Below are 17,954 nucleotides of genomic sequence, written 5' to 3'. Positions count from 1 at the left end.
GCTGCGATAGAGGTCGTGCCGCGCCCACCCATCCCATCCTCCGAGAGACGCTTCCATCGGAGGGCAATAATGAGTTTTCATGTCGTCGCACTACCCTTGATCCTCGCCGCGGCGCCCGCCAGTGCCGCGAGCGATCGCGCTATCGCCTTCAACATCCCGGCGCAGAATATGGCGACGTCGCTGAACGAGTTCGGTCGGCAGGCCGGCGTGCAGATGGTCTTCCCCTATGACGCCATCGCCGGTCGCCGCTCGATCGCGCTCAAGGGGCGCTTTTCCCGTGCCGAGGCGCTGCGCCGCCTGATCGCCGGACGAGGCGTGGCCATTTCCTACGAGGGCGCGGCGATGATCTCCCTCGCCGTCGCCAAGGCGCCGACCGATCTGTCGGCTGCCGAAGCGGGGGCGGGCGTTGCGGGCGGCGGCGATATCATCGTCACGGCGCAAAAGCGGGTCGAAGACCTGTCGAAAGTGCCGCAGGCGATCACCGTCGTTTCGGGCGAGGAAGCGGCAGAACGCAAGATTGCCGATTTCGCCAGTCTGGTCGATGAAGTTCCGGGCCTGTCGATCAACTACAGCACGGGCGGCGAAAGCTATGGCCTGCTGACCATCCGCGGGATCGGCGGCGCCGACGACTATAAGCCCAACGGCAGCCCGTCGGTCGCCCTTCATGTGGACGGCGTCTATCAAAGCTCCAACGCCTATCTGGGCATGCCTCTGTTCGATCTGGAGCGGATCGAGGTGCTGCGTGGGCCGCAGGGCACTCTCTATGGCCGCAACACCACGGCCGGCGTCGTCAACGCGATCACGCGCGGCGGCCGCGACACGTTCGACGGCTATGCCGATGTGCGTTATGGCAGCTATGACAGCCTGCGCGCGGAAGCGGCGATCGGCGGTCCGGTCAGCGACAATATGCGCGTGCGACTGGCAGTGATGACCGATCAGGGCGGCGGCTTCATGAACGGGAAGGGCGCGGGCGATCTGGCGGGCGCGCAACTGAGCGTCGGCGGCGTGGTCCAGAGACAGGTGCCTGCGATCAACGACCCTGGCGCACGCAAGGGCTTTGGCGACAAGGATCTGTTCGCCGCGCGCGGTACGGTGGATATCGATTTCGGTCCAGATACGAGTCTGACGCTGAAGGCCTTTGCCAGTCGTGACCGTGGCGATGCTCGTCAATATGACCGCATCAGCGCAGCGGAGGACAGCAGCGTTCTCAATGCCGGCGAAGATAATGATCCCTACAGCTTCTATTCGAGAGCCTATTTTCAGCAACGGATCGACATCAAAGGCGCGTCCGCGCAATTTTCGCACTTACTGAACGACACCACCCGCTTCGACATGGTCGCCGGCTGGCAGTCGAGCCAGCGCAATATCGGTGGTAACGGCGACGGCACGCCTTATCCCCAATATGAATATCTGTTCGACGAAGATCTGAGCCAGGCATCGCTCGAAATGCGCCTGCGCAACGAACAGCAGGGGCGCTTCAACTGGCTGGTGGGCGGCTTCTACATGAGCGACAAGATCGACTATCAAAGCCAATGGACCAGCTGGGCCGCGCGGACCATCTATCATAATGTCCATAATCAGCGCCGCCGTAGCGCCGCGCTGTTCGGTCAGGCTGATTATGAGTTGTTGCCCAAGATCAAGCTGACGCTGGGCCTGCGCTATACCAAGGACGATGTGGATTCGCAGGGCCGCAACATCGACGATAACCCCTGGGGCATATCCAATTACGCCACATTTTTCGCGACGACGCCCAATTTTCAGTGGGACAAGCAGTTCAAGGATGACGACCTGTCAGGCCGTGCTGCCGCGCAGTGGTTCATCACCGACGATTTGAATGTCTTCGCGTCGGTCGCGCGCGGCTATCGTTCGGGCGGCTTTGATGGCACTTCGATCATGACGCTGGCCGAGACGGAGCCGTTCCAGTCCGAGACGGTCTGGGCTTATGAAGCGGGCGTGCGTTATTATAAAGGGCCGATCCGTCTGTCGCTTGACGCCTTCGCCAATGATTTCGACAATCTGCAGGCGACGACGCGCCTCGACAATGACACTAACGGCCGCACAAACGTCGGTAAGGCCAAGACCCGCGGCTTCGAAGCCGCACTGGACGTCAACCTGCTGAACAGCGGCGGGCACAAACTCGATTTCGACGCATCGGGCACCTATCTCTATTCGAAGATCACCGAGTTTAATTCCAACCGCATCGCCGATGTGACCGCAACTGTCGGCGATCCGCTGCCCGGTGCGCCGAAATGGACCGGCCGGGTGGGCCTCGTCCACAGCTACAGCTTCGGTGATGGCTGGGTGCTAAAGAGCCGCGCCAACATCTTCCATCATGGCAAGGAATCGAACCGCCTGAACGCGGTCGTCGGCAATACCTCGCCGGCTTACACGCTGCTCAATGCCCGGATCGAGCTGGAATCGCCGCATGGCTGGTCGATCTATGCCATGGGCCGAAACATCACGGACGAAGTCTATTATCCCGAAATGAACGGCGCGTCGCGTATGGTCGGTGCGCCCGCCACCTATGCGATGGGCGTTCGCATGAGCTTCTAAAACCGGCCGAAGGTGGCTCCGCTTATGCGGGGCCTCCAGCCTTCGGGTCGCCCGGTGAGGCGCCATCGGCCAGTCCCTTGGCAGGTGGCGCCTTGTCATGATGGCGCATTGGTCCTGACGGACAGAAGAGATCGGTCGATATCGGCAGCCAAACGGGCCGGAGGTAGCGCTAGGTGACGAGGCGGCTTCATTGCCGACGCCTATCCATCACCGTGGCAGCTTCAGATGGCATGGATCAGCGCAGGCTGACAGCGACGGGGATCGTCAGTTCGACGACATCAGGCTCTCGGCGGGAATTGCCGGCAGGGGCTGGGCACGTATGAGCATATCGAGTGCGGCCTGATCCAGGTCGAAAGATCCCGATTTCCTGACGATAGCAGAGGATGGCACCAGGCCGACGCGGTTCATGCCAAAGCATATATGGGCGGTGCGCCGCTGACGAATTGCACGGGCGCGGGCCGAGTAGCGGCGGAACCGTTCCAGATGCGCGAGGATCAGGCTTTCCCAATCGGGCCTGACGTGACTGGAAAGCCGATCGACGTTGGGAGCAACGGCGTGCGTCGGCTCGGGTGGCGCAGCCAACGGCTGCAATTCGACTACAAGCGGCGCAAAGACCCGAAACTGCGATTGGACTTGCAGATGGTCAAAGGAAGTGGACTTACTGTGGTTGGCTAGTCCAGTTGGCGATCAAATGACCGGTAGAGGTGAATTTGGAATAGGCAGTTTTTATTCCCTCTATCCTAGGAAATCGCACGCCGTCCCAAAGCCGGATCGTCCGTGAAGATCGCATCGACACCCGCTGCAAGATAGCGCTGCATTTCCGCAATGCTGCCTTCTTCGTTACGCGCGGAAACGCCTTTGTCGCTGCGAAAATCGGCGGCCAGGAATTGATTTTCCGGGCGGAAGGTCCAGATGCTGACGAGAAGGCCCGCCGCATGTGCGGCATCGACGAGCCCCGTGGGTTTTGTCAGGCGCTGATCCTTGTCTACAGGAATGATCATTCGGACATGGGGCGCAAGATAATCTGCATAGCTGGCGATTTCGGAAAGACCTGCGGGCGTCAGCATATCGCGATAGAAGCACTTGTTGCCCGCCGCCTGCACATCGGCCGGCATCTGGGCCGGGTCGCCGATCAACTGCGCCAGCTGGATGTTGGGATAGGCGCCGATCCTGCCGCGCAACGCGCGTAGATTAGCGACCTCGAACGACTGGATGGCGAACGGCGCGCGTTGCAGATAGGCGCTCTTGCCGATGATATCGAGCAGGCGCTCCTCCTGTTGCAGGCCGATGCCTGCGAAATAGGTCGAATGCTTGATCTCCGGGATCAGGCCGATGGTCCGGCCGCGCGCGGCGGATTCGGCCGCCACGAAATCGGCGATTTCCTCCATCGACACGATCTGGAATGCGCCGTCATAGGACTGGCTTTCGGGCCGTATGGCGCCCAGCCGCTCTTTCGCGCGCAACGTCTTGAGTTCCGCGAAGGTGAAATCCTCCGTGAACCAGCCCTCCTGTCGCTCGCCGTCGATCGTTTTGACCGTCTTGCGCGCGGCAAAATCGGCCCGGGCGGCAACGTCGCTGGTCTCCGCGATATTATTCTCGTGCCGCGCGACCAGCACGCCGTCCTTCGTAGCGACCAGGTCAGGCTCGACATAGTCGGCCCCGTCTTGGATCGCCTTGGCATAGGCGGCAAGCGTATGTTCTGGGCGCAGCGCCGATGCGCCGCGATGGGCGATGAGCAGCGGCGGACCCTTGCGACGGGCAGGGGCGGCGATCGCTGCCCCCACATCCGTCGCAAGTGCGGCGGTCAGGCCGGCACCCGCCTGAAGCAGCGAACGGCGGGATACCGACCTGTCCTGCATCAGTAGTTCACCGACAAGGTGGCGAACCACTGGCGCGGCGGGATTGGGTAGACATTGTAATTGTTGGTGTTCGCGCTCGCCTGCACCGTGGACGCGCCCGTCGTGTCGAACAGGTTGGTGACGTTCAGGCTGATCTCCGCCTTTTGCAGGCCGACAATGCTGGCGGGCAGGCGATAGGCGATCCGGGCGCTGGCCTGGAACACCGATTTGACCGATGCGTCGTTGGTGAAGGTGGTGAAACGGCGGCCGACATAGTCGCCGATCATCTGGGCATCGAAATCGCCGAGCGTCAGCGTCGCAACCGTCTTGTTCATCCACTTCGGGCTGACAGGGATCAGCTTGCCGCCGGTGGGCACGACGCCCCCTACGGTCGCGATGCCGCCGATCCGCGTGCCAGTCGCTGCGCCAGTGACAGTGCTATAGTCGCTGTCGTAGATGGAGCGGTTGTAGGACACGGCGTTGTAGAGCGAGAAGACCTGCCCGAAGCGCAGCGTCAGCGCCGCGTCGATACCGTCCGTCTTCACGCCGCCGACGTTAAACACGGCGGGTGTGCCGCCGCTGATGCCACCGCCGCCGATGCCGCCGATCGCGCCGGGAGGCGTGATGCCAAGCAGGCGGTCGCTGAAATCGACATGATAATAGTTCACCTGCGCTTCGATCCCGGTCAGGAACGAACTGTCGATGGTCCGGCGACTGCGTAGGCCGATTTCATAGACCCAGGAGGTTTCGGGGCGGCCATTGAACTTCAGATTGTCGAATGCCGCTTGGCTGCCGCTGCTCCACGGCGTGACGCCGCCGCCGCCATAAGGCTGGAAGTGGCGCAGGTTCTTCTGCACGTTGACATAGACCTGCTCGCTGTCGGTGAAGTCCCACTTCGCGCCGATCGCGGGCAGGAACCAGCGCTTGGTGTTGATCTCGCCTTCGGGCAGGGCGCTTGCAGAACCAGGCAGCGATCCGATGATCGGCTGGACCGGGAAGGTGCCGCTGGCAAATTGCAGGCTGGACTTGAAACCGCCCTGGACCAGCAGGCTGGGCGTGACCTGCCAGCTGTCCTGCACATGAAGTTGCAGAACATTGGTGCGCATTTCACTCGCATATTGGGTGAACAGCGGATCATGCGGCGGCAGCGAATAGGGGTTGTAGTCCTGCGGCCGGGTCACATTGAGCGCATACCAGTTCCGATAGGCGGCCGAGCTGTTATATTCGTACCACGCACCAAGCTGAATCTGATGGTTGCCCAGCGTCGCGTCGATCGAGGACAGGATGCCGCCGCGATCGATGCGATATTCGGTGGTACGGATCGCATAGCCCGAATTGCCGGTGGCCGTCTTCAGATTCTGGCCGGGGAAATAGAGCGAGAACAGATTGGGCAGGCCCGCGACCGTGATCGGTCCGGCGACGATGCCCGCGCCGTCATTATTATGATAATATACCTGGTTCGACCAGTCGACTTGGTCGGACAGATGGGCCTGATATTTGATGTAGCCCAGATAATCGGTCCGGATCGCGGCGCTGTAATAGTTGCGATAATTCTGCGCTTCGGCGGCCGGTACATTGCCGCTGGCGTTCAGATAAGCGACCGCGCCGTCGAAATCGGGGTAGAAGAAGGGGCGGGTATAGGGCTGATAGGCCTGCGCCGCATTGGTAGGGTTCTTGAAGACGGTGGTCGCGTCCTCATTGGGTTCCTGCTTGTCGGAATAGCTGAAATAGGCGGTCAGCTTGCCATTGCTGTCGTCATGGACGAATTTGGCGTTGGCGGCCCATCCCTTCTGCTTGCCGCGGAAATCCCAAGCGCGCGCACGATGGCGCAGAACCGAGACATAGCCGCTATTGCCGTTGCCGAACTCGCCGCTGTCCAGACGGACGAAAGTGCGCGCCGTGCCGTAGCTGCCGAAAGTGTGGTTCAGCTGTGCGCCCATCTGCGCGCGCGGATCGCTGGAGAAATTCTCGATACCGCCGCCCAGGTTGCTGGTCGATGCGATGCCCAGTTCCGCGGTACCGGTGGCGACGACGACGCTGCCGACATTTTCGGATATGATCGCACGCTGGGGCGAAAGGCCGTTGAAATTGCCGTAGCTCTGATCGCCCAGCGGTACGCCGTCCAGGGTGTGGCCCAACTGCTGAGCGCTGAAGCCATGGATGAAGAGCGAGGCGTTCTGCTCGTTGTTGCCCCACGGATCAGCGGTCACATACATGACGCCGGGAAGGGTTTGGATCGCCTTGAAAGGCGCAACGCCCGGCAGGATCTTCTGGATTTCGGTTGTGGTAATGGCGGTCGCAGAGCGCGTAGCCTTAACACCGGTCACGACGATGGACGTTGCCTCGCCATCGACCTGCGCCGCTTGGTCTGCTGCGGGCGTGGGCGTCTGCGAAAAAGCGGGCGCGCTTACTACCAGAGCCAGCAGGCCGGCACTGCCAAGCAGGCAGGCGCGCGAACGCGTGTGCAAAATATTCATGACCCAATATCCCCAAAGCAGCGCGCAATTTCGCACTTGCAGCATCGCGTTAAATGGAGCGAGTTGCGATTTCCGGTCCGTTTCGGGTCGATTTGATGACATTTGGGCGGCGGACATGTTGCATTGCGTCCTGACGCTTATGATGGCGGTCAGGGTGCGGTGTAGGTCCGAATTTCGGCGAGAGAGATCAGGCGTGACTGTGTATTGGTCCGTCTGCGCTCAGTAAGTCGCCCAAGCTTTTCGGTAAGGGGAACGTTCATGGACGAGCATCGGGCATTGTGCAGCAAATGACGATAGTGGATCGTGCTCAGAGACTATTTTCACCCGAGCCAATAGTTGTTGTGCGCGGTTGCTATGCCGTGAGTCAGTTTTACGGATAGAATCTCTCGTACAAAAAGTCCGCGTCGTAATTTGTAACTCAATCATCATCAGAATCTGCAAGGCGGTCGTTCCATGTCAGCGACAAGCCGTTCATGAAAGGAGCAAGAAAAGCCCCTTTGAGCGCCATCGACCTCGCGGTCTTTTCCTCGCCGATGTGGATGTACCAAGGCAACCGAGACTCCTTGGCCACGATGCTGCTGAGCCGGGAACTGGTGCTCATCCTGTTGCTCCATGCGGGCGCTCGGCGCCGCCGACGCGGCAGAAGGGGCAGTGACGCTGTTTTTCATCGAGGAGGCGCTGGGGATTCACGGGTGGACCGGGGCGCTGCTGCTGGCCCATCTGCCCATCCGCCGTCTCGCATGGGGTGCCTACTATATGCTGCTGCGCGCGATGGTATCGGATCTGGTGCGATCGGGCGGCAATGGCTTTGCTGCCACGCACTACGCACTGTTTAATGTCGCGAACAAGCTTGCTGCCGCGCTGGGCGTCCTGGGCGCGCTCACGGCGCTGGCCTTTATCGGCTTCCTGCCGGGCGAGTGCATGGGCCAGGCGAAACCGCTTTGCGGGCGATCTACGCGCTGCCCTCACGCCTGGCTGGCCTCATCGGCCTGCTGGCACTGCGCCGGATCGCTCCGACGCAGTGCCGTTCGGTCAGCTGATCTCCCAGCCGCTCAACCCATCTTCGGCGATCCGTGCGCTGGCATGGCGCGCGATGTCGAGCTTTCCGCTCGCCTGGCGCGGCGTGAGGACGCGGACGAAGTCGGCCTCCACCCGGTCGCGTGTCAGCGATACCGTGACGAAGCCGACGGCATTGGTGTCGCACCAGCATATATCGCGATTGTCGTGAACGAAGGCTTCTCCGACCGGCCCGGACGGCAGGAGCAACTCCCCGATCGAAGGACCGGTCAGCGTGGAGGCGGAAAGTTCCAGGCCCATCCGCCGCTCGCCGCGATGGGGTTCGTTGATCCAGGCCATGTGACTGTCGCCCGACAGCACGAGGAGGTTCGCGCCGCTTTTCTCGAACTGGTCGTACAGCTTGTCCCGCTCGCCGGCATAGCCGTCCCAGGAATCGACATTGAGAAGGGGCAGGCCATAGCGCGTCAGGGCGTACATCGGCGCCAGCGCTGCCTTGCCATCGGGAAACTTCGTCAGATCGGGATAGACGTAGCTGGACAGGATGGTCGCGCTGCCGAACAGGAACCACGGGCGGCGAGCATCCTTATGGGCCTTTAGTTCGTCCGCCAGCCATGCGCATTGTTCGGCGCCGAGCATTTCGCGCGCGGGATCGGCAAGTTTCTTGCGGAAGGCTGCGACATCGGGTTCGCGCTTCACGCCTTGCGGCAGGGCCTTGAGGTCGAGTGTCTTGAGTTCCGCCGGGTCGGATATCACCCGCTCCCCACTGCCGCGCCGGTCGACAACATGCCAGTCGAGATCCCTGGCCAGCGACAATTGCTGCTGGCGGGCCTTGAGCCGGGTTTCGGGCAGGGCCAGCGTCGCGAGATCGCCGAACGCGAAACTGCGGGTGATGCCATAGGGATCAGAAGTATCAGGATCGCGGATCGGCATCCATTCCAGATAGGCCTGAACCGCCGCAGCCTTTCGCAGCTCCCAGTCGCCGTTCGCCGCCGGATCGTGATGCTGGGCGCCGTGCATCCAGTCGTCGTTCGCGATTTCATGATCGTCCCACATGCAAATCCACGACGCGCGGGCATGGGCATCGCGCAGGGCCGGATCACGACGCCACTGGGCATAGCGTGCGCGATAGTCGGCGAGCGTGACCGTGTCGTGCGTCGGCTCGATCGCCCGAACATCCATGAGCGCGGGCATCGAATTGGCGCCATATTCGTAAATATAGTCGCCGACGAAGAGGATGAGGTCCACCGCTTCCCGATCGGCAATGGCCCGGTAGGCGTGAAATTCGCCGAACATATACATGGCGCAGCAGGCGAGCACGATATCGAGACGATCGATGCGTCCCGTTGGCAGGGTTTTTGCCCGCCCGATCGCCGATACCGTGTCCATGGCACGGAAGCGGTAGAAATATTCGCGGCCCGCTTTCAGGCCGGAGGCGATCACCTTGACCGTATGGTCCCGCGCCGCCGATGTGCTGAACGATCCGCGCGCAGCGATGCGCGTGAACAGTTCATCCTCGGCCATTTCCCATGTGCCGCTGACCGGCCCATGGGCAGGATCGGTCACGCGGGTCCACAGCAGGACGCTGTCGGCATGCGGATCGCCACTCGCCACGCCATGCGCGAAGACCATGTTCGTTTTTGCCCCGGCAGGACCGGCGGCGAGCAAAAGCCCGCCCGCCGCCGATCCCGCAAGAACGCCGCGCCGCGTCAGCGCCATCAGAAGCGCGCCCCGAGCGAGACGCCCCAGGTGCGCGGCGTGCCGCTGAATGCCTGCGTCGCCGATCCACCGGTCGTGTAATCGACATCGGCGATGTTGCGCACGAAGCCGGCCACGGTCCAGCGCTGGTCGATCTTGAGATCGATGCGCGCATTGACGAGCGCGAAGTCCCCTACCGGCGCCGTGTTGTCGAGATCGCCATAATAGGCATCGACATAGCGGGCATCGACCTGAGGCGTCAGCGTCATGCGATCGTTCAGCGCGAACTCGTAGCGGATCGAGCCGTTCAGCGTCATGTTCGGCGCGAACGGCAAGTCGTTGCCCAGGCGCGCCTTTTCGGCAGCGGTGATCGCCTCGATCGCGGTGACCTTCGTGTCGAGCAGCGCGACGCCGAAATTAATGGTCATCGGGCCCACCGGGCGCACCGTGAAGCTCGCTTCGCCGCCATAGCTGCGCGCCTTGCCCACATTGGTGCGTACGCTGGTGGTGGCGCCATCATAGGTGCGGAAGGAACCGGCCTGGATGTTCGAGAAATCATAATAGAAGCCCGCAACTTCGAACTGCACGGGGCCGCGCGCAGGCATGAACTTCACCCCGCCTTCATAGGCCCATACGCTTTCCGACTTGAATGCATCGGCTTCGGGGGTCGACCAGATCGTGCTGCCGTCGAAGCCGCCAGCACGGAAGCCGCGTCCGACCGAGCCATAAACCCGTGCATCCTCGCTCAGTTCATACGTGACCGTGGCGCGACCCGAAGGGCTCGTCTCGCTGAGCTTGTTGTCGAATTCGGCGGGCAGGGCGAACACCAGCGATCCGATCGACACGCCATAGGGGTTGAGATCATGCGTATAGCCGCTGAAGCGGTTCTTTTCGTTGCTGATGCGCACGCCCAGATCGGCACGAAGGCGCGGCGCGACCTTGAAATCGACGTCTGCGAAGGCCGCGAGGCTTTCGCGCCGCTGCAGATAGTTCGCTTCGAACACGGTGCGGAAGGTGTCGGCGCCGTCCAGCGTGCTGAACAGGCTGATCTTGTCCTTGAACCATGCGCCGCCGACGGTCCAGTTGATGTTGCCCTTGTCGCGATTCTGCAGCCGTGCCTCGATCGAACCCTGCTGCACCTTGTCGCGATAATCGATGTCGAACGTGCGCGCGGTGGAACCGTCGTCCCACAGGAACTGGCTCTTCATCCATTCATAGCCGCCCAGAACGGTCAGCAGGGCGTTGTCGCCGACATCCTGCTGCAGCGTGATCGAACCGCCGACATTCTTGCGGCTGCGCGAGGGATCGATATTGCCGTAATAGCTGTAGGGCGGCGCGCTGCCATTGGTGGGCTGACCCTGCGCCTGACCGCCATGGTCCTTGAAGCCATGCAGGTTGAAGAGCAGTTCGGTGCCGGTGCCCGCATCGACGGACAGCAGCGCGCGGGCGCCATAAAATTCGGAATGGGCTGTCTTGTCGTCCCGACCCGGATCCGTGTTGCCGGGGATCACGCCCGGCAACGGCGTTTTGCCGCCGGCCCCATTGGCGCCCAATAGCGTCAGATAGCCATCCGTGCGGTCATACAGGCCCGAAACGCGCAAGGATACCGTGTTGGCCAGCGGCACGTTGACGGCAGCTTCGCCGCGCACGGTATTGAAGCTGGAATAGTCGAGCGTCGCGAAGCCCTCTGTCTTGTCGGAGGGCTTGTTGGAAATCACGTTGACCGCGCCGGCCGTGGTATTGCGGCCGTAGAGTGTGCCTTGCGGACCTTTGAGGATTTCGACACGCTGGACGTCGAACATCTGGCCTCCGATCAGCGCGGAAGACCCCTGATAGATGCCGTCGAAATGGACCGCCGCCGAAGGATTCCCGTTGGGCCGGAAATCGTCGAAGCCGATGCCGCGAATGGTGAAATTCTGCACCGTCGGGCCGCCCACAAGCGCGGTCGAGACAATCACGCCGGGTGTTTGCTGGGCCATGTCGACAAAGGTCTTCACACCACGTTCGCGCAGTGTTTCGCCGCTCACGACGAGCACCGACGACGGCACCTCCAGAAGGGTCTGCTCGCGCTTGTTGGCGGTGACGATGATCTCGCCGCTGGCATTTCCGATTTCGTCGCTCGAACCCTCCCGTGCGGCTGCGGACGTTGCGCCGGTGAGGAGGAGGGCAAGGGCAGACACCCCCGATGCGGCACGGCATGCGATCTTAAAATAACGGTTGTTCAATTTCTTCATCCCCAATGGCTGTCCGATCGTTCCCAGAAGGGTGACGACAGATAGCTGCGCACACTCGAATGCCGCACAGTGCGTAACGGCAATTCAATGGGCGCGCCTCTAGGATGCAACTGCGTCAGTTTGGTGACATCAGTTCAATTGCGCCTTCTGACAAATCGCGCTCATAATGCCAATATATTCGGGTTTTTCGGGAATTCGTCCGACCTTCTGTTTTATGAAAAAACAGAAGTTCAAATTTTTGGAGTGGGAGATCCCGTTAGCGCTTCCAAAATTGCTACCATATCGAACACAGGTTGGTCCGGGACCGAATCGACGATTCGGAAGAGGGCGTGCGCCTTGATCCAGATGGAAAAGGCCGATGCTGCGGCGGGGTCGAGGCGAAACTGAGGGGGCCACACCTTCAAGCTTGCACTGTGGATGCCCATACCCTCGATCGCCCGGAGTTGTCGGACCAGAGGGACGAGTTCCTGCCGTTGGCGTGCGAGCAGGCAGACCTGGCCTAGAATGCGGGCATAACGCAGATAAAAGCCCTTTGCCCCGTCCGTCGCTGCAGGATCGACTGCCGTTTCCAATCCGGACAGCCAGCCTTCCCGGGCGTCCCTGTCGGCGGAGCTTGCGATGTCGAGATAGCTCGGCAATTCGTGAGTCATCGCGCGCCAGATCGCGGCCGACATGAATGCGGCGAAGTCGCCATAATGATAGATGATCAGCGAGGGCGGGACGCCGGCTTGCGTGGCGATCCGTCGCAAATTGATGTCGCTGATGCCGTCGCTGACGATCTGTTGGGCGACCCTGGTGAGCAGCTCATCCATCGGAGAGCGCTCGTCGATCTTCTCACCCGCTGCCGGGAACGCCTTTGTGCGCGCCCATGTCAGGACGGGAATATCCGCTTTCGGGTCTGCCGCGATGCCGCCGCGGCAGGTGGCGAGGGCCGTCATGTGCAGTAACTGATCATAATCCAACTCATCGCGCAGGATGATGCAGAATGCCTGCTCCATAACTGTGTAGCCAGCAAGAAGGCGGACCTGCGCGGGCAAGAGGGCGGACGAGAGGCGGCTCCAGAAGCTTTCGCGCATCGCCATCCATTGCTGCAGCCGCGAGCCGGCATCGGTCAGGCGATCGATGCGCAAAAGCGCTTCGAGGCAGAAGCGAGCCGTGGCCGATTGATCGGCGGCGCCGACATAAAAGGCGACCAGCCGCGCCATGGATTCAGCGTCCGTAGGCAAGGCGCCAATGTCGGCCAGCATGGCTTCGTGGCGAAGATGCTCGCCAGCCAGTGCATGATCCAGCGCTGCGTCAAGGAGGCCCTGCCGTCCGCCGAAGTTCTGGAAGATAGTGGTCGTGCTCTTGCCGATCTCGCCGCTGACGGAACGAAGGCTTATGCCGTCAAACCCGCCCGTGTAGACCAAGGCCAATGTCGCCTCCAGCAGTGCGTGGCGCACCGAGGGCGGCGTATCGTCATTTGCCGATGCCGAAGCGTCGTCCTTGCGTGAGCGAGAGGTCATCATCGCCCCATGCCCCTGCCCTCTTGCGGCCTCAAGTCTAAAAGAAGCCTGTCTTCGTATCTGCAACTGGCAAACAAGGCGCCGGCCATTCGAAAATGTGGAACGGCGTGAGCGGTGGACAACTGCCAGAACCGGACGGTTTGCAGCTGGTAAAAACAATCATGATCTGAAAGTCGTGAAAGGGCGGTCACCGAATATTGATGGAACCGGGATTTGCGGATGTAAAGGATGACGGAACTTCCGGGTCACGCAGGGGTTGTGCGCGCACAGACCGACGATATCCGCTCGCGTCGGCCAGGGGGCAATTTCATGACAAACCCGCTTCACGGTCCACAACTCCTGGCATTCGATGGCCTTGCTCCTGAGCTGGATGGCGAGCTTGGCGATATCGATTTGCTTCATCGGATCAGCGTGGCGCTCATCAACGAGCAGGATCGCTTCGAGCTGTACGGCAAGATCGTCGAGGCAGCGGTGGCGATTACCGGGTCGCAGTGCGGCACAATGCAACTGCTGTGCCCCACCGGAGACTCGTCGGGCCATGGCGGAGAACTGCAACTTCTGGCCCATCGCGGCCTGCCCCCGGAAGCGGTCGGCTTCTGGCAATGGGTCAGCCCCGCTGCCTATAGTAGCTGCACCCTGGCACTGAAATTTGGCCAGCGTGCTATCGTTCCGGACTTCGAAACATGGGATGAGATCGCAGGCACGCCTGATCTGGAGGCGTTCCGCGCGGCGGGCATCCGTTCGGCGCAGACCACGCCCTTGCTCTCGCGAAGCGGCAAGCTGCTGGGCATGATATCGAACCATTGGAGCGAGCCGCATCAGCCCTCCGACCGTGACCTGCGTATGCTCGACATCGTGGCCAGGCAGGCGGCCGACATTCTGGAACGCACGATCGCCGAGGAACAGCTACGCGAGCTTGCCGAGACGCTGGAGGAGCGGGTCGAGGAGCGGTCACGCGAACTGATGGCGTCGGAGGATCAGGTCCGCCAATTGCAGAAAATGGAAGCCATCGGTCAGTTGACCGGAGGCGTCGCGCACGACTTCAACAATCTGCTGACGATTATTAGGTCTTCGGCCGAGCTTCTTGCCCGCCGTGAATTACCTCGCGACAAGCAGAAAAAATATATAGATGCCATCGCTGAAACCGCTGATCGCGCCGCGAAACTGACCAGTCAGCTTCTCGCCTTCGCCCGCCGCCAAGCGCTCAAGCCCGAAATATTCAACGCCGCAGACAAGGTCGCCAGCGTAGCGGACATGCTAAGAACCGTCGTGGGATCGCGGATCGCGCTCACTGTGGATCCGGTATGCTCGTCTTGCCTCGTGGAGGTCGATGTCAGCCAATTCGAAACGGCGCTCGTCAATATGGCGGTCAACGTGCGTGATGCCATGAATGGCGAAGGGAGTATCACGATCGCGATCGAGGCGGCCGGATATATTCCGGCAAGGCGCGGCCATGCCGCGGCCAAAGGCGATTTCGTGAAGGTATGCGTGACCGACACGGGTTCAGGCATGCCCGCCGATCAGCTTGATCATATCTTCGAACCATTCTTCACCACGAAGGAGGTCGGCAAGGGGACCGGCCTGGGCCTCAGCCAAGTCTACGGCTTTACCAAGCAGTCGGGTGGCGAGATCGATGTCGACAGTCAACTCGGCCAAGGCACGACCTTCAGCCTCTATCTTCCGCGTTGCAAGGCGGGGGCCATAGAAACCATTTCGCCTGCCGAGAAGATCGTCGCCTCACAGGCCAGCATCCTTGTCGTAGAGGATAATGATCAAGTCGGGGAGTTTGCATCCCAATTGCTGGGCGATCTGGGCTTCACAACCCAACGCGCCGCCAATGCGCAGGAAGCGATCGCTATCCTGGAGCGTGAGCATCGCGAGATCGATATTCTTTTCTCCGACGTCATCATGCCTGGGATGGATGGCGTGGAACTGGCCAGACAGGTTCGCAAGCGCTGGCCCGACCTCACCATCGTCCTGACGAGTGGATATAGTCATGTGCTGGCCGACGATGCCCGTCACGGCTTTGCGCTCTTGCACAAACCCTATTCCGTCGACGAACTGTCCCGTGTCCTGCAGGATGCCCGCCAGGCACATAGCTGCTAATCGCCAAAATCGAGCCATGTGCCAGAGCACAAAGTGATGGCGAGCCCGTTCGCTGTTTTCTTGTGCGTAGATTGGAAGGTCTGGGAGGCAGGCCAGCGATCATCATTGCTGGTTCGAGCCAGTCGGCGGTTTGGGTGACCGATACATGCATTTCGGCGTCGGGTTGCCTGACTATGCACGGCTGATCACGACCGGAACCGACTTGGCCGCGAGAACATGGCTTTGTTCCGCGTGATGCTCGACAGGTATCAGGCTGTTGCACTCGGGATAATAGGCACCAAGGCATCCGGGCGGAATGCTGTAGGGCGTCACGATCAGGCCGGGGCGCCGCCGGGCCACGCCGTCGTCCCACGAAGTTTCGAGCGTTACGATATCACCCTCGTTCAGCTTTTCGCGCACCATGTCGTCAACATTCATGAAAAGAACGTCCCTTGTGCCCTTCACACCGCGAAAGCGGTCGTGATAGCCGTAGATGGTCGTATTGAACTGGTCGTTCGAACGTAGGGTCATCAGGCGATATTGCCCCGCAGCGTCAGCGAAGCCGGTGGCCGACAGTCCGGATGGCACATGGAATTCCGCTTTCTGGGTTGGCGTCAGCCAGATGCGCTCCGATGTCTTATTGCCTTTCCAGAAGCCGCCAGGCTGGAAAAGACGTGCGTTGAAATTCTCGAATATGTCCGGGTATGTCGCTTCGATCGCATCACGGATGCGGGCATAGTCGGCGACCCATGCGTCCCAATCTGCCTGCGGATTGGGTGGCACAATCCGCTTGGCGATGGCGGCCACGATCGCAGGTTCGGACAGAAGGTGCGGGCTGGCGGGCGTCGCCTTGCCGACCGAACCATGGATGCAACTGCTCGAGTCCTCGACCGAGACGGCTTGCGGGCCGCTGGCCTGAACATCCTGCTCGATCCGGCCGAGGCAGGGCAGGAGGTACGCGATCCGGCCCGGCAGAAGATGGCTGCGATTGAGCTTGGTGGCGACATGGACGGTCAGGTCGAGCGCGGGCCAGGCCGCTTCCATGGGGCCGGTGTCCGGGATGGCGCGCAGGAAGTTGCCGCCCAGTCCGATAAATGCCCTGACCGATCCGTCGATGACGCCCCGACAGGTTTCGATCGTATCCAGTCCTTTTTCCGCAGGTGGATCGAAGCTATATAGTTCTCTCAACTTGTCGACGGGCGCGAGTTCCGTTTTCTCCGTGATGCCGACGGTGCGCTGTCCTTGGACATTGCTGTGACCGCGCACCGGCGTCGGGCCGGCACCGGGCTTGCCGATATTGCCGCGCAGGAGGAGGAAGTTGACGACCATGCGGACATTCTCGACGCCTTTTACATGCTGGGTCAGGCCCATACCGTAGATCGCCATGACGGCTTTCGACTGCGCATAGACGCGCGCCGCCTGCTCCAGCGCGTTGCGTTCCAGGCCGGATTCCCGTTCGATGTCGCGCCATTGGGTCGCACGGACTTTGTTGGCGAAAGCGTCGAAATCATGGGTGTGTCGTTCGATGAAATCATGATCGAGAACTGGCGGCTCGCCCGCTGCCCTTGCCGCATCGTCCCATTCGATGAGTAATTTGGCGAGGCCCGTGATCGCGGCAATGTCGCCGCCTGCCTTCACCTGATGATATTGGGTGGAAATCCCCGTTTCGGCCAATGTCACCATCTCCACCGGATTTTGCGGATCGGTGAAGCGTTCAAGCCCTCTTTCCCGCAAGGGATTGAAGGTGATGATCTCTACGCCACGCTTGCGTGCGCCGCGTAGGTCATGGAGCATCCGCGGCGCGTTGGATCCGACATTCTGTCCGAAGAAGAATATCGCATCACATTCCTCGAAGTCCTTGAGTTGGGTCGTCCCGACCGGCACCCCAATGGCCGCTTTGAGCGCGACGGAGGTGGATTCATGGCACATGTTGGAACTGTCGGGCAGATTCTGGTTGCCATACATCCGTGCCATCAGCCCATACATGTATGACGCCTCCAGGCTGGTGCGGCCGGAAGAATAGAAGACGACGGATTTGGGATCATATATGCGCAGCGCCGCCGCAATGGCGTCGAACGCCTCATCCCATGAACAGGCGACATATTTGTCCTGGTCTCTGTCATATCGCAGGGGGTGGGTCAGCCGACCATGCTGCTCGAGATCATAATCCCGCCACTGCCGCAATGCGGCGAGGCTATGTTCTTCAAAAAACGCAGGTGTCGTGCGCAGCTTTGTTAGCTCCCAAGCCGTCGCCTTTGCGCCTTCCTCGCAAAATTCGGCGGGATGGGGATGGGCAGGTTTGGGCCAGGCGCAACTGACACAGGCAAAGCCGTCGGCCTTATTCTGTCGGGCAAGCTCACGCAGGCCCTCGGCGGGCAGATGTTCGCGTGGCAGGATTTCGGCCAGAGAGCGAACCGATCCCCAGCCGCCGGCAGGCCCCTCGAACGGCTCGATACGGGGCTTGTCCGATCTCTGCTTTGCCATGGCTGTACCGCTCCTTCTTCCAGGCAATGGCAACGAGCGGAATGGGCGTTGGTTCACATGCCGGAC

Annotated in this window: 11 protein-coding genes; 3 read left to right on the top strand and 8 right to left on the bottom strand. The window is 61.2% G+C overall.

All coding sequences use genetic code 11. The features are described from left to right. Positions 1-69 precede the first annotated feature (69 nt). On the top strand, positions 70-2,553 hold the full coding sequence (locus F4U95_RS02040) for a TonB-dependent receptor (RefSeq protein ID WP_120253314.1): 2,484 nt from the start codon (positions 70-72) through the stop codon (positions 2,551-2,553). A 264-nt stretch (positions 2,554-2,817) separates the two neighbouring features. On the opposite strand, the gene F4U95_RS02035 is transcribed toward F4U95_RS02040, so the two are convergent. The 4 genes from F4U95_RS02035 to F4U95_RS02020 all read right to left on the bottom strand — a co-directional run bounded on the left by F4U95_RS02035 (position 2,818) and on the right by F4U95_RS02020 (position 7,469). Beyond that, the gene (locus F4U95_RS02035; protein ID WP_232016336.1) at positions 2,818-3,135 is read right to left on the bottom strand and encodes a TonB family protein; all 318 of its coding nucleotides are present in this window, start codon (positions 3,133-3,135) and stop codon (positions 2,818-2,820) included. Between the two features lie 158 nt (positions 3,136-3,293). Beyond that, a complete protein-coding gene (locus tag F4U95_RS02030) occupies positions 3,294-4,412 on the bottom strand; it encodes a glycerophosphodiester phosphodiesterase (protein WP_120253313.1) in 1,119 nt (372 codons plus the stop codon). Continuing rightward, the gene (locus F4U95_RS02025; RefSeq protein WP_120253605.1) at positions 4,412-6,868 is read right to left on the bottom strand and encodes a TonB-dependent receptor; all 2,457 of its coding nucleotides are present in this window, start codon (positions 6,866-6,868) and stop codon (positions 4,412-4,414) included. The genes F4U95_RS02030 and F4U95_RS02025 overlap by 1 nt, the downstream gene beginning before the upstream one ends. A gap of 418 nt (positions 6,869-7,286) precedes the next feature. Then, positions 7,287-7,469 (bottom strand): hypothetical protein, encoded by a 183-nt coding sequence (locus F4U95_RS02020; protein WP_150411803.1) that lies wholly within the window; start codon positions 7,467-7,469, stop codon positions 7,287-7,289. A gap of 316 nt (positions 7,470-7,785) precedes the next feature. On the opposite strand from F4U95_RS02020, the gene F4U95_RS25335 reads away from it, so the two are divergent. Continuing rightward, the gene (locus F4U95_RS25335; RefSeq protein ID WP_281347225.1) at positions 7,786-7,908 is read left to right on the top strand and encodes a hypothetical protein; all 123 of its coding nucleotides are present in this window, start codon (positions 7,786-7,788) and stop codon (positions 7,906-7,908) included. Here the strand turns inward: F4U95_RS25335 and F4U95_RS02015 are convergent. The 3 genes from F4U95_RS02015 to F4U95_RS02005 form a co-directional block, all read right to left on the bottom strand. Further along, positions 7,901-9,601 carry an alkaline phosphatase D family protein gene (locus tag F4U95_RS02015; protein ID WP_120253311.1) on the bottom strand — a complete coding sequence of 567 codons (1,701 nt, stop codon included), beginning with the start codon at positions 9,599-9,601 and terminating at the stop codon, positions 7,901-7,903. The genes F4U95_RS25335 and F4U95_RS02015 overlap by 8 nt on opposite strands. Continuing rightward, complete coding sequence (locus F4U95_RS02010; protein ID WP_161600359.1) at positions 9,601-11,760, bottom strand: TonB-dependent receptor; 2,160 nt, start codon at positions 11,758-11,760, stop codon at positions 9,601-9,603. The genes F4U95_RS02015 and F4U95_RS02010 overlap by 1 nt, the downstream gene beginning before the upstream one ends. A 284-nt stretch (positions 11,761-12,044) precedes the next feature. Next, positions 12,045-13,322 (bottom strand): TetR/AcrR family transcriptional regulator, encoded by a 1,278-nt coding sequence (locus F4U95_RS02005; RefSeq protein WP_120253309.1) that lies wholly within the window; start codon positions 13,320-13,322, stop codon positions 12,045-12,047. A gap of 306 nt (positions 13,323-13,628) precedes the next feature. Between F4U95_RS02005 and F4U95_RS02000 the strand changes: the two genes are divergently transcribed. Beyond that, positions 13,629-15,425 (top strand): ATP-binding protein, encoded by a 1,797-nt coding sequence (locus tag F4U95_RS02000; RefSeq protein WP_150424401.1) that lies wholly within the window; start codon positions 13,629-13,631, stop codon positions 15,423-15,425. 171 nt (positions 15,426-15,596) lie between these two features. Here the strand turns inward: F4U95_RS02000 and F4U95_RS01995 are convergent, their stop codons facing one another. Next, a complete protein-coding gene (locus F4U95_RS01995; protein ID WP_150424400.1) occupies positions 15,597-17,888 on the bottom strand; it encodes an FdhF/YdeP family oxidoreductase in 2,292 nt (763 codons plus the stop codon). Positions 17,889-17,954 lie beyond the last annotated feature (66 nt).

It is taken from the genome of Sphingobium limneticum (assembly GCF_008710165.1).
Taxonomy (GTDB): Bacteria; Pseudomonadota; Alphaproteobacteria; order Sphingomonadales; family Sphingomonadaceae; genus Sphingobium; species Sphingobium limneticum.
This window is presented reverse-complemented; position numbering and strand designations above follow the sequence as displayed.

Coding starts and splice junctions, on each gene's coding strand:
- F4U95_RS02030 (WP_120253313.1), bottom strand. CDS start 4,412: ATGCAGGACAGGTCGGTATCCCGCCGTTCGCTGCTTCAGGCGGGTGCC.
- F4U95_RS01995 (WP_150424400.1), bottom strand. CDS start 17,888: ATGGCAAAGCAGAGATCGGACAAGCCCCGTATCGAGCCGTTCGAGGGG.
- F4U95_RS02020 (WP_150411803.1), bottom strand. CDS start 7,469: ATGAGCACCAGTTCCCGGCTCAGCAGCATCGTGGCCAAGGAGTCTCGG.
- F4U95_RS02000 (WP_150424401.1), top strand. CDS start 13,629: ATGACAAACCCGCTTCACGGTCCACAACTCCTGGCATTCGATGGCCTT.
- F4U95_RS02025 (WP_120253605.1), bottom strand. CDS start 6,868: ATGAATATTTTGCACACGCGTTCGCGCGCCTGCCTGCTTGGCAGTGCC.
- F4U95_RS02005 (WP_120253309.1), bottom strand. CDS start 13,322: ATGATGACCTCTCGCTCACGCAAGGACGACGCTTCGGCATCGGCAAAT.
- F4U95_RS02015 (WP_120253311.1), bottom strand. CDS start 9,601: ATGGCGCTGACGCGGCGCGGCGTTCTTGCGGGATCGGCGGCGGGCGGG.
- F4U95_RS02040 (WP_120253314.1), top strand. CDS start 70: ATGAGTTTTCATGTCGTCGCACTACCCTTGATCCTCGCCGCGGCGCCC.